This is a genomic window from Pseudomonas sp. 3-2 (genome assembly GCF_019710535.1).
GTDB lineage: Bacteria > Pseudomonadota > Gammaproteobacteria > Pseudomonadales > Pseudomonadaceae > Aquipseudomonas > Aquipseudomonas pharyngis.
On sequence record NZ_CP081200.1, the window covers coordinates 2,790,417 to 2,802,676 of the forward strand.

9 protein-coding genes are annotated in these 12,260 nt (G+C 62.5%); 4 read left to right on the top strand and 5 right to left on the bottom strand.

The window, feature by feature from the left end; genetic code table 11:
• The first annotated feature begins 107 nt into the window (after window positions 1–107).
• Both K3819_RS12610 and K3819_RS12615 read left to right on the top strand, forming a co-directional pair.
• Window positions 108–1,211, top strand: a complete 1,104-nt coding sequence (locus tag K3819_RS12610) for an alkene reductase (RefSeq protein ID WP_085649170.1) — start codon at window positions 108–110, stop codon at window positions 1,209–1,211.
• A gap of 73 nt (window positions 1,212–1,284) precedes the next feature.
• A complete protein-coding gene (locus tag K3819_RS12615) occupies window positions 1,285–1,665 on the top strand; it encodes a nuclear transport factor 2 family protein (protein ID WP_039771019.1) in 381 nt (126 codons plus the stop codon).
• Between the two features lie 40 nt (window positions 1,666–1,705).
• On the opposite strand, the gene K3819_RS12620 is transcribed toward K3819_RS12615, so the two are convergent.
• The gene (locus K3819_RS12620) at window positions 1,706–3,565 is read right to left on the bottom strand and encodes an ABC transporter ATP-binding protein (RefSeq protein ID WP_085610205.1); all 1,860 of its coding nucleotides are present in this window, start codon (window positions 3,563–3,565) and stop codon (window positions 1,706–1,708) included.
• Window positions 3,566–3,760: 195 nt separating this feature from the next.
• Between K3819_RS12620 and K3819_RS12625 the strand changes: the two genes are divergently transcribed.
• Entirely contained in the window at window positions 3,761–6,643 is a 2,883-nt protein-coding gene (locus K3819_RS12625) for a winged helix-turn-helix domain-containing protein (RefSeq protein WP_221399432.1), read from the top strand.
• Here the strand turns inward: K3819_RS12625 and K3819_RS12630 are convergent.
• The 3 genes from K3819_RS12630 to K3819_RS12640 form a co-directional block, all read right to left on the bottom strand.
• On the bottom strand, window positions 6,630–7,244 hold the full coding sequence (locus tag K3819_RS12630) for a response regulator transcription factor (protein WP_085610207.1): 615 nt from the start codon (window positions 7,242–7,244) through the stop codon (window positions 6,630–6,632). The genes K3819_RS12625 and K3819_RS12630 overlap by 14 nt on opposite strands.
• Window positions 7,245–7,322: 78 nt before the next feature.
• Complete coding sequence (locus K3819_RS12635) at window positions 7,323–7,694, bottom strand: response regulator (RefSeq protein ID WP_039771030.1); 372 nt, start codon at window positions 7,692–7,694, stop codon at window positions 7,323–7,325.
• The gene (locus tag K3819_RS12640; protein WP_235375911.1) at window positions 7,694–9,655 is read right to left on the bottom strand and encodes a PAS domain-containing sensor histidine kinase; all 1,962 of its coding nucleotides are present in this window, start codon (window positions 9,653–9,655) and stop codon (window positions 7,694–7,696) included. Before K3819_RS12640 ends, K3819_RS12635 begins: the two co-directional genes overlap by 1 nt.
• Before the next feature lie 338 nt (window positions 9,656–9,993).
• On the opposite strand from K3819_RS12640, the gene K3819_RS12645 reads away from it, so the two are divergent.
• Window positions 9,994–10,959 carry a quinone oxidoreductase gene (locus K3819_RS12645; protein ID WP_260329053.1) on the top strand — a complete coding sequence of 322 codons (966 nt, stop codon included), beginning with the start codon at window positions 9,994–9,996 and terminating at the stop codon, window positions 10,957–10,959.
• On the opposite strand, the gene K3819_RS12650 is transcribed toward K3819_RS12645, so the two are convergent.
• A complete protein-coding gene (locus K3819_RS12650) occupies window positions 10,946–12,175 on the bottom strand; it encodes an MFS transporter (protein ID WP_221399434.1) in 1,230 nt (409 codons plus the stop codon). The two genes, K3819_RS12645 and K3819_RS12650, sit on opposite strands and share 14 nt — an antisense overlap.
• Window positions 12,176–12,260: the final 85 nt, after the last annotated feature.

The window sequence follows — 12,260 nt, forward strand, 5'->3', positions numbered from 1 at the left end:
ATCACAAGGAGCACTGACGGCGCTGCACGAGTAAACGCCTGCTGATGTACAGGCGATTTTTTTCATCAAGTTACTAGACGACCGGTCTGATATTGAAGGTATGCAACATGATTGATAACAGTCGCAACACGGATCTTTTTTCTCCCATGCAAATGGGCGCCCTGCAATTGGCCAACCGGATTGTCATGGCGCCCGTGACTCGCAGCCGGATGGCTGAAGACGGTGTTCCGAACGAACTGCACGCTACTTACTACGCACAGCGCGCGAGTGCCGGCTTGATCATTGCCGAAGCTACAAACATTTCGGCGCAGGGGCGCGGCTACGCCATGACGCCGGGGATCTGGTCGGACGCGCAGGTGGCGGGCTGGAGAAAAGTCACGGACGCCGTCCATGCCGCAGGTGGCAGGATTGTCAGCCAGTTGTGGCACGTGGGGCGTTTTTCCAGCGTCGAGTTACAGCCCGACGGTGCCGCTCCCGTTGCGCCCTCGGCAATCAAGGCAGAAGGCAGCACCTACACCGAGAACGGCTTTGTCGAAGTGTCGACGCCCCGGGCGCTGGAGACTTCGGAGATTCCCGGCATCATTGAGCAATACAAGCGCGCCGCTGAAAATGCCAGGCGTGCCGGTTTCGATGGCGTGGAGGTTCATTCGGCGAACAGCTATCTGCTCGACCAGTTTCTGCGTGACTCGACCAATCAGCGCACTGACCGGTACGGCGGCACCATTGAGAACCGCGCCCGACTGACCCTTGAAGTCACTGAAGCGGTGATTTCGATCTGGGGCAGCGACCGCGTCGGCATTCGTCTTTCGCCGGTCACGCCCGATGCCGGAAACACGCCTCCCGACAGCAATGTCATGGCGACTTACGGATATCTGATTCAGCAGCTCAACCGACTCAATCTGGCCTATCTGCACTTCGTCGAAGGCGCCACCGCGACCTCGCGTACGGTTCCTGATGGCGTTGATCTGGATGCATTGAGCGCGCAGTTCGAAGGCCCCTTCATAGGCAATAACAACTACGACCTCGAGATGGCATTGAAGCGCCGGGCGCAGGGCCGGATTGACGCGGTGGCGTTCGGGCGCCTGTTCATTTCCAACCCCGACCTCGTGGAGCGCCTGCGTCGGGGCACCGAACTGACCATCGCGCCACGCGAGAGCTACTACGGCGGCGGCGCCAAGGGCTACACCGACTGGCCAACGGCTGACCATTGATTTGTGCGCCCTGAACCGGATCGGCGCAGGGCGGATTGATTGAAAAAACATTCACAGCAAACAGGAGTTCATCATGAGTCATCCAACTTACGTGCAGGAATACAACGCAATCGTCGAAGTGCTCAGCCAGTACAACGAAGGTGGAGCAAAGGCTGACAGCGCCTTGATGAAGCCCGCGTTCAATGCGCAGGCGACCATGTTCGGGGTTGACGACGGCAAGCTCGTCGGCGGCGCGATCCAGAATCTGTATGACGTCATCGACAGCGCGTTCCGTCCATCCCCCGAAGCCGAAGCCGCCATCGTTCGCATCGATATCGTCGGCACGGCTGCGAGTGCCCGGGTCGATACCGACAACGTGTCGGGGTTCCGTTTCACCGACTTCTTCAACCTGCTGAAGGTAGACGGTAAGTGGACGATCGTCAGCAAGATCTACCACACCCACCCGAGCGCCTGAGCCCTCGTCTTCTGCCCCGGCAGTACCGGGGCAGCACCGTTTACGCCTGATCCATCGCCTCGGTCAGCCCCTGATCCTCACCCAGAAACCCGCCACTCTGATGCTGCCAAAGTCGCGCATAGGTGCCGTTTTTGGCCAGCAGTTCGGTGTGGGTGCCTTGCTCGATGATGCGCCCTTCATCCATGACAATCAGTCGATCCATCGCCGCAATCGTCGACAGTCGATGGGCGATGGCGATGACAGTCTTGCCCTGCATCATTTCATCGAGGCTTTCCTGAATGGCGACTTCGACTTCGGAATCCAGGGCGCTTGTCGCTTCGTCCAGTAGAAGGATCGGCGCGTTTTTGAGCATCACCCGGGCGATGGCGATGCGTTGGCGCTGACCACCGGAAAGCTTGATGCCGCGTTCGCCCACCAGCGTGTCATAGCCGGTGTGGCCCTGGCGGTCGCTGAGCTGGTTGATGAAGCCGGCGGCCTGGGCGTTCGACGCAGCACGCTGGATCTGTTCGTCGGTCGCGTCCGGTCGGCCGTAGGCGATGTTGTCGCGGATGGAGCGATGCAGCAGGGACGTGTCCTGAGTGACCATGCCGATCGCGCTGCGCAGACTGTCCTGGGTTACTTGCGCGATGTTCTGGCCGTCGATGCGAATCTCGCCGCGATCCACGTCATAGAAGCGCAGCAGCAGGTTGATCAGCGTGGATTTACCGGCACCGGAACGGCCCACCAGACCGATTTTTTCCCCCGGTCGGATGCTCAGGCTCAAGCCGTCGAGCACCTGGCGTTCGCCGTTGTAGTTGAAGCTAACGTTGTCGAATTCCACGGCACCGCCGGAAGGTACCAGCACCCCGGCGTCCGGCGCATCCTGCACCTTGGGGCCACGGGTCAGGGTGCCCATGCCGTCCTGCACCGTGCCGATGTTTTCGAACAGCGACGTCATCTGCCACATGATCCAGTGCGACATGCCGTTGATGCGCAGCGCCATGGCCGTGATCGCCGCCACGGCCCCGGTGCCGACTTCGCCCTGATGCCACAGCCACAAGGCGTAGCCGCCGGCGCCCATGATCAGCCCGACCACCAGCGCCTGATTGACGATCTCGAACTGGCTGACCAGACGCATCTGGCGGAAACCGGTCTGCTTGAAATCCTCCATCGCCGCCCGCGCAAAGTGCGCTTCACGTTTGGAGTGGGAGAACAGTTTGACGGTGGTGATGTTGGTGTAGGCGTCCGAAACCCGGCCCGTCATCGACGACCGCGCATGGGCCTGCTCTTGTCCGACCTGGCCCAGGCGCGGTACGAAATACAGCATCGCCAGCCCGAACAGCGCGACCCAGGCAATGAACGGCAGCATGAGTTTCAGGGCGAAACCGCCGGCCAGGGCGATGATCGCAATGAAATAGACGCCAATGCCCGGTGCGATCTCGATGACGGTGAACAGCACTTCGCGCACCGCCAGTGCGGTCTGCATCACCTTGGTCGTGACCCGGCCGGAAAACTCGTCGGAAAAGAATGAAAGGCTCTGCCGCAGCATCAGCCGATGAAAATCCCAGCGCAGACGCAACGGCAAATTGATCGCCAAGACCTGATGCTGAACCATGGTGCGCAGCGCCACCAGCCCGACACTGGTCAGCAGCACGAGGCCGATGCCCCACAGCACGCGGCTCTCCTGGCCATTTGCATCGCCGCCGGCCTGCCAGGTCGAGAGCAGATCCACGACCTGACCCAGAAAGGAAAACAACCAGGCTTCGTAGATCGACACACCGGCACTGAGCAGCGCCAGCGCGAGGATATAACCGCGAGCGCCGCGGGTGCAGGCCCACAGGAACCGCGCCAGACCGACCGGCGGTGGCGGCGCTTCGTCGGGCGGGAAGGGGTCGAGCCGTTGTTCAAACAGGCGAAGCATTGGGGGTCTCCGAATTCATCAGTTGCGGGGATTCTGCCACTTATCGATCACATTGAGGGGCTGCAGGTTCAGGTCAATCACCGAGCGCCGCTCATCGCGCTTGAACGACCATGCAAAACTCCTATCATGCAAAGGGCCTGCGTCGGTGGCTTGTAACCGGCGCCGCCCCCTACGTTTTTAGAGAGATCGATCCTCGTGGAGTCTTTTCCGGACGCATTGCACGAATCCCTCACGACCCAATTCATTTTCGGTCCGTTCTGTGTCGTTCCAGGCAAACGGCTGCTGACCCGCAACGGGGTGGCGGTCGAGATCGGCGGGCGGGCGCTGGATCTGCTGATCGCCTTGCTCGAGCAACCGGGGCGGGTGCTGTCCAAGTACGACCTGATCGACAAGGTTTGGCCCGACAGCGTGGTGGCCGAAGGCAGCCTGCGCTTTCACATGACCGGCCTGCGGCGGATTCTCGGCGATGGCGAGGAACAGGCGCGTTACATCGCGACCCAGGTGGGCGTGGGTTATGCCTTCGTCGCGCCGCTGGAAAGAAAACAGACTGCTGTGCCACCGGCGCCCATCGCGACCCGAACTGCCGAGGGCGTCTGCAGTCTGCCGCCCCGGGCGAAACTGATCGGCCGCGAGACCGACCTGCAACTGGTCATCGACCATATGCAGCAACCGAGGCTGTTCACCATCGTCGGCCCCGGCGGCGTCGGCAAGACCAGCCTGGCCATCGAAGTGGCGCACCGCATCGCCGCCCAGGGCTATGAGCGCGTCAGTTTCGTCGATCTGGCGCAAGTGGAAGACTGCGCGCTGGTACCGTCGGCGCTGGCCCGATCGCTGGACATCCCGGTGCAGGCGGAAGACCCGCTGTTTGTCCTGCTCGCGCATTTGCGTGAGCAGCGGCTGATGCTGGTGATCGACAACTGCGAACACCTGATCGACGCGGTGTCGACCCTCCTGGAGCAGATCAGCGACACCGCGCCGGAGGTCGGGGTTCTGGCCACCAGTCGCGAGCCGCTGCGGGTGCGTGGCGAATACGTGCACTGGCTCAATCCGCTGGAATTTCCCCGTGAGCCGCAACACCTCTCGGTTGCGGAGTTGCTGGCATTCCCGGCCATCAAGCTGTTTGTCGAACGCGCGTCGTCGAGCAATGCCGCGCTCTTGCTGGAAGCGGGCGGAGGGCAAATGATTGCGGACATTTGCCAGCGGCTGGAGGGCATGGCGCTGCCGATCGAACTGGCGGCGATGCGGGTCGCCAGCCACGGATTGAAGGCCACCCACGCGCTGCTTGGCGAGCGCTTCTCGCTGGGCTGGTCGGGGCGCAGAACTGCCGTGCCACGGCATCAGACCCTGCGCGCCATGCTCGACTGGAGCTATGACCTGCTGTCGCCGCAGGAGCGTCTGGCGCTGGAGCGGTTTTCGGTCTTCGTCGGGCCGTTTTCCCAGGAAGCCGCCGCTCAGGTGGTGGCCGAATCGCAACACGAGAGCGCAGCGGCGGCTGCGATTCTCGATGATCTGGTGTGCAAGGGGCTGGTCACGGTCGATCACAGCGACTCGACGGATTCGTATCGCTTGCTGGAGATGACGCGTGCCTACGCCCGGGAAAAACTGGCGGCTCGGGGAGAAGCCGAGGTCAATGCGCTGGCGTTCCGGCACGCGGCGTTTTACATGGATTTGCTCGGCCATCTGGGGACTGCGCCCGACGAAATTTTCCGCCACTCGGCGCGTCTGGCCAGCCAGTTGGGCAACGTTCGCGGTGCGCTGGAATGGAGCTTCGGCCCCCACGGCGATCCGGGACTGGCGTTGCCGCTGGCGGCTGCGAGCGCGCCGTTGTTCCTGCATTTTTCCTTGCTGGTCGAGTGCCGCACCTGGTGTTCCCGGGCGGTGGAACTGCTGGAGCTGGGGTACTACGGCACGCCCACCGAAATGGAACTGCAAGCCGCGCTCGGTCTGGTGCTGATGTTCACCCGAGGCAACAGTGAAGCCGCGGAAAAAGCCTTGCTCCGAGCCCAAGACATTGCAGTCGCGTTGAACGACTACGGCTCACAATTGCGGCTGCTGGGCCGCTTGCAGATTTTCTACGAGCGCATCGGTGATTTCCCGTCGTCGCTGGCCTGGGCGGAGCAGGCCGCGGTGGTCGGCAACATCCTCAACGAGCCCGCCGCCATCGCGATTGCCGCATCGCTGACCGGCATCTCCCATCATCTGCTCGGCAATCAGCGTCTGGCCCGCCAGGAACTGGAAAGTTCGTTGCGCAACAGTTTGCCGTCCCATCCCAGCAACACGATTTATTACGGCTTCGATCACCGTAATCGCACGGGGCTGGCGCTGGCGCGGTCACTCTGGCTGCAGGGCTATCCCGATCAGGCCCGGCGCTTGGCCGAGCAGATCGAGGCCGAAGCATTCGCGCTGCAGCATCCGGTCACTTACTGCATCGCCATGGTCTGGATCTTGTGCATCTATATCTGGACCGGCGATCTTGCCAAGGCAACTGCCAGTCTCGAACGGTTCAGTGCTGTCGCCGAAACCAACGCACTGGGCCCCTACATTGCCGCCTGCCACGGGTTGCGCGCGGCGATCGCCATCCGCGCCGAGGAGCCCGGCGAAGCAGTTGCCATGCTGGAGGAAAGTCTGGCGCGGTTGCGGGGCATGCGTTACGAGCTGCTGACGACCTCATTTGAAATCGCACTGGCCGAAGGCCTGATGCTGGTGGGTCAACACCCAAAGGCACTGACCCTGGTCGACGGCACCATCGATCACTGCCGCCGAAGCGGTGATGCCTTTGCGCTGCCGGAGTTGTTGCGAATCAAGGCCGGTATTCTCAAGGTTATCCAGGCCGATGATGAGCAGGCCATGTTGGCGGTTCTTGAGGATTCCATTGCGCTGAGTCGCGAGCAGGGCGCCTGGGCGTGGGAGTTGCGGTCATCGATGGATCTGGCCCGGTTCTGGCTTGAACAGGGTCAACCGGATCAGGCCCGGGCGTTGCTCGGTGCCTGCCGCGAGCGGGCGTCGGAAGGCTTCGACAGCCTTGATCTGCGTCGGCTGGAAAGCTTCTGGCAGAGCCTGCCCGCTACTCCGGCGTAATGAGCGCGGCCATTTTCACCAGATCCGCCAGCGAGCGGGCCTTCATTTTGCGCATGACCTTGCCGCGATGGGCCTTGACGGTGATTTCGCTGATGTTGAGGTCGGCGGCAATCAGTTTGTTCAGCCGCCCGCTGACCACCGAAGCCATGATCTCCTGCTCGCGCGGCGTCAGGGTCTTGTAGGCCGCGAGCAGTGCGCGCAGATTCTTTTCCCCCTCAAGCGCCACACGGCTGCTTTGCAGCGCATCGGCCATGGCGCTGAGGATCACCTCGTCGTTGAACGGCTTGGTCAGAAACTCCACCGCACCGGCCTTCAGGGCCCGCACCGTGCGCGGAATATCGCCGTAGCCGGTGATGAAGATGATCGGCATGTTGTGGCGCTCATCGGCCAGCGCGGTCTGCAGATCCAGGCCGTTCAGGTCGGGCAGGTTGATGTCCAGCACCAGACAACTGGGCACCAGCGCCCGGGGCGCGTCGAGAAAATCCTGCGCGGACTCGAACAGCCGTGGCTGCCAACCGGCGAAGCGGATCATCAGCTCCAGCGACTCGCGCACGGAAATGTCGTCATCGACAACGAATACGACGGGCGTGACATCACTCATCGGTAATGCTCCACGGGAAGGGGCGATTGCGTTGTTCGCGTTCAACATGTCGTTTCCTTGTTCTGTTCGGCTTCACGCTCAATCGAGGGGCAGGGCGGCACTCAGGGCCTTGAGCAATTGGGCTTCGCTGAACGGTTTGAACAGGCACTCCACGGCGCCACTGTTCAGCAGCTTCGCCTGTTCGCTGGCATCGCCGTGCGCGGTGATGAAAATCACCGGAATGCGATAGTCACGCCGAAGCAGCTCCCGTTGCAGATCAGGTCCCGACATGCCGGGCATGGCCACGTCGAGAATCAGGCAATGGGTCAGGTCCAGATAGGGCGATGCCAGAAACGCCTGCGCCGAGGCAAACGCCTGGACGGCGAAGCCGAACTCCTTGATCAGGTCAGGTAGTGATTCACGAACCGATTCGTCGTCATCGACCACCGATACGAGCAAATGCGTACCCATCAATCATTCTCCACGGTGCGATCGGCGAGGTCGCGGTTATCGGTTTGCGGCAAGTCCGTCGAATGCGGGATGGCAAAGGTAAACGTCGTACCCGGGCCGTCGTTGGCGCTGGCCCACAGCTTCCCATCGTGGCGCTCGATGATCGAGCGACTGATGGACAGACCGACCCCCATGCCCGAGCTTTTGGTGGTGTAGAACGCATTGAAAATGCGCTCGATGTCCTGCGGATCGACGCCGTTGCCGCTGTCCTTCACCGCCAGGTAAACGCTCTCGTCCGAGCCCAGACCGGTGCTGACGATCAATTGCCGGGGCCGGCCGTGGATCGCACTCATGGCCTCGGCGGCATTCATGATCAGGTTAAGGATCACCTGTTGAAGCTGAACCCGATCACCTCTGACCAGCGGCAGGGCCTCGGCAAATTGCGGATGCAGCACCACGCCGTTGCGTTGCAGCTCGCCCAGCAGCATGGCGATGACTTCCCGTGCCGCGTCATTCAGATTGACGTTTTCAAGGGTGATGCTTTTTTTCGAGAACAACGCCCGCAGTCGATTGATCACATCGGCCGCACGGTTGCCGTCGCGAATGGTGCGGCGCGCGGTTTCCCTGGCGCCGTCGACATTCGGCGGATCCGCACCGAGCATGCGCAGGCAGGTGCTGGCGTTGGTGATGATGCCGGCCAGCGGTTGATTGACCTCGTGGGCAATCGACGCCGTGACCGCGCCAAGGCTGGCGACCCTGGCCAGGTGCGTCAGTTCCGAGCGCGCCTTGCTCAGGACCTCTTCGGCGAGCCGGCGCTGGGTGATGTCCTGCAGGGCGGCGATGTATTCGAAGCCGTCCGGCGCATGGGCGATCGAGTGCGCCACCAGCCGCACGTATTTCACCGTGCCGTCGGGCATCAGCAGTCGATGTTCGTGTTCGAAGTCACGCCCCTTGCGGCGTTGGCGCTTGATCATTTCCCGATGGCTGGAGATGTCGTCCGGATGCACGCGGCGATAGATCGCCTCGAAGCCGGGCGGCGTGTCCGGGTCCAGTTCGAGGATGCGGTAGACCTCGTCCGACCAGGTGATCTCGTCGGTGCTCACCCGCCAGGAAAACGTACCGGTGGCGCTCAGGCGTTGGGCCTTGGCCAAAAAGACTTCCGCCCGTTTGCGGTCTTCGATGTCGGTGTTTTCGCCATACCAGCGCACGATCCGCCCCGTGTCATCACGCTGGGGCACGGCGCGGATCAGGAACCAGCGGTAAACGCCATCGAAGCGCTTCAGTCGGGCCTCGTACTCGCCAGCGCTGCCCGATTGCAGAATCCCTTGCCAATAAACCGCCAGGCCCGGCGCGTCGTCGGGGTGGATGGACGCCGTCCAGCCGTCACCGCAGGCTTGTTCGACGGACATGCCGGTGTAGTCGCACCAGCGCTGATTGACGAAGCCGACGTTGCCTTCCGGCGAGGCGCTCCAGACAAAACCGGGGACGGCGTCGATGATCCCGCGCAGACGTTCTTCCGACGCGCTGACTTCAGCCAGGGCACTGGCGATCAAGGCCTTGTCCCGGCGGCGCTCATCGATATCGACCTGCAGCACGCACCAGCGGGTGATGGTGCCTTCGCTGTCTCTGATCGGCAGGCCGCGCACATGGAACCAGCGATAGACACCGTCGGCGCGGCGAATCCGGTGCTCGTTCTCATAGGGCGTGCCGGTACTGACCGAGTGCATCCAGGCAGCGATGACCGAGGGCAGGTCGTCCGGGTGCACGGTCTCGCTGGCCTGCCAGTTTTTCAGTTCATGCAGCGGGGCGCCGATGTACTCCATGATTTGCCGGTTCACCTGTTCCAGCTCACCGGACGGCGTCATGAAGGCGACCATGGCCGGGATGCTGTCGATGATCGAGTCGATCCCCGGCGCCGGCATGACCGCGTCACCCGCGCGGCCTGGACCGTCCTCGATGACGCGCTCCTGCTCGTTCGTCATACCGATTCTCATTGTGTGCAGTCACCGTTGAACAAAGATGCGCCTTCGGATGGCACTCGCCCATCATACTTTGGTGTCGCCCGTGGCGAATATCGGCCGACATTGCACACTGCGATGGGCATCACAGTGGCGCTTTTGTAAGCCACTGTATCTACGGCCCCTCTAGCCATACAAGCATGCACAGCGCCGGGTTGGCGAAACCGCCGGGATACATCCGCCGCGCAGCCTTGGCCCTGGTTTCAACGTCCTTCGACGTTGAGTGAAAGCAACGTGACGTCCGCGCTCCTGCCACCCGAAAGGCAGCAGGACCGGTCGTCCCGATGACAGGGCAGAACATTATGAGAGCAGTGGTTATACAGGCCTTTGGCGGGCCCGAAGTGTTGACGGTGCAGGACATTCAACTGGGAGAACCGGGGCCCGGACAAGTCCTGGTCAAGGTCATGGCGGCGGGTATCAATTTCATGGACACCGGTGCCCGACGCGGGCTCGGCGCTGCCTGGGAGCTACCGCTGACGCTGGGTGCAGAAGGCGCCGGCGTCGTCCTGGCCAGTGGCCCGCAGGTGACGGAATTCGCTGTCGGTGACCGCGTGGCCTGGCATTACGTACCGGGCAGCTACGCCGAACAGGTGATCGCCCCGGTCAGCCAGTTGGTGCCGCTGCCGGACGATATCGACTTCGCCACCGCCGCCAGCCTGATGATGCAGGGCCTGACCGCCAGCAATCTGGTGGACAAGGTGCATGCGATCCAGCCGGGCGACGTAGCCTTGGTGCATGCGGCGGCCGGGGGCGTGGGGCTGATGCTGACCCAGTTGATCAAGCTGCTGGGCGGCAAGGTCATTGGCCGGGTGTCTCATGCCGACAAGGTCGAGGCGGTGCTCGCGGCGGGGGCGGACTATGTGGTGATCGGGCGAGCGCAAAACATTGCCGCCCAGGTCATGCGTCTGACCGACGGGCAGCGGGTGAATGTGGTGTACGACGGCACGGGCGCGGAGGGGTTTGCCGACTCGCTGGAGCTGCTGGATTATTTCGGCACCCTGGCCTTGTACGGACCGTTCATGAACCCGACCCCGCCGATCGATATCTTCAGCATGCCGCGCAGCATCAAGCTGACGTATCCCTCGGTCATGCACTACGTGCGCAACCGCGAGGTGCTGCTGGAAAAATCCCGGCAACTGTTCGCATGGGTCAGTGCCGGCAAACTGAAAGCCGTGATCGGCAAGCGTTATTCACTGGGTGATGCGCAACAGGCCCATCGCGATATCGAGTCGCGCAACACGACGGGCAAGCTGATCATCGTCCCTTGACGCCACGCCAGATCAGCAGGGCCGCCAACACCTGGCTACCGGCGAAAAACGTGAACAGGTGTTGTGCGGTCCATCCGGCATCCAACAGAAACCCGGCGACCACCGGCGAAATGATTGCCCCCAGACGCCCCGTCGCCAGCACCACGCCAACGCCGGTCGTACGGACCGACGTGCAGAACGCTTGAGGGGCCAGAACATACACAGCCGCGACTGCACCATTGAGCATCAGCCCCAGCGTGACCGCCACGAGTGTCGCCAGACCGGGGACGCGAGTAGCCGGCAGCATCAATGGCAACAGAGCGACGTTGAGCAGCAGGAAACCCGACAACAATCGTCGGCAGCCGAAACGATTGGCTGCCAGTCCCAGCAGCAGGGCACCGAGCATGCCACCCAGCGCCAACAGCATCCCGATCCGGGCGCCTTGTTGGTCGGTAAAGCCATTGTCGACCAACAGGGCCGGGGTCCAGCTCATCACGAAGTAAAAGCAGAACATCAACAGAAAGAGTGCCAGTGCCAGCGATAGAGTCTGTTGCCACTGACCGGGCGAAAACGGCCGGTTAGCGATGTCCGGCGACAGTGGAGAAATAGGCGCGCGGTGTTCAAGTGCCAGAAATGACGGCGATTCTCGCAGCCAGAAGACACCGACCAACGCCGCCGCCAGCGTGATGCAACCCCCGGCCAGAAAGACATACCGCCAGCCCATCAAATCATTGAGTACATGCGCCAGCACACCGCCCAGACTGGCACCCATGGCGAAGGCGAGGGATTGCAGGGCGATGGCCAGGTTGCGTCGCTGCGGGCTGGCGTGTTCGAACGTCAGCACGTTCGCCCCCACCAGCACCGCCCCCGTGCCGATACCGGTCAGCAGTCGCAAAAGCATCAACACGTGATGATCCGGGCTCCAGAACGACAGCAACATGCTCAGGCCGCTGAGCAGCAGGCCAGCGAGCAATAAAGGCCTGCGCCCGAAGCGGTCGGCCCTGGGCGCGGCCAGCAGCGAACCGAGCGCCATCCCGACCAGGCTTGCGCTCAACAACAGGCCCAGTTGCGCGCCGCTCAACGCCCATTCGGCCGCAACCCGGCTGGCGGTGAAGGCCATGGCCATCACGTCGAGTCCGTCAATCACGTTGAACAGCATGCACAGCCCGATCACCCACCACGGCGAAGTGGTCGATGGCGTACTGCTCAGGCGTTCGAGCGCTGTTTCCCCACGCATCCGCAATCCTTGTTCAGGTCTGTCATTCAATTGGGCCGTTTCCCCGCCGCATTCTGCCCGTTAACCGCTGCTGAGTTCGAGCGCG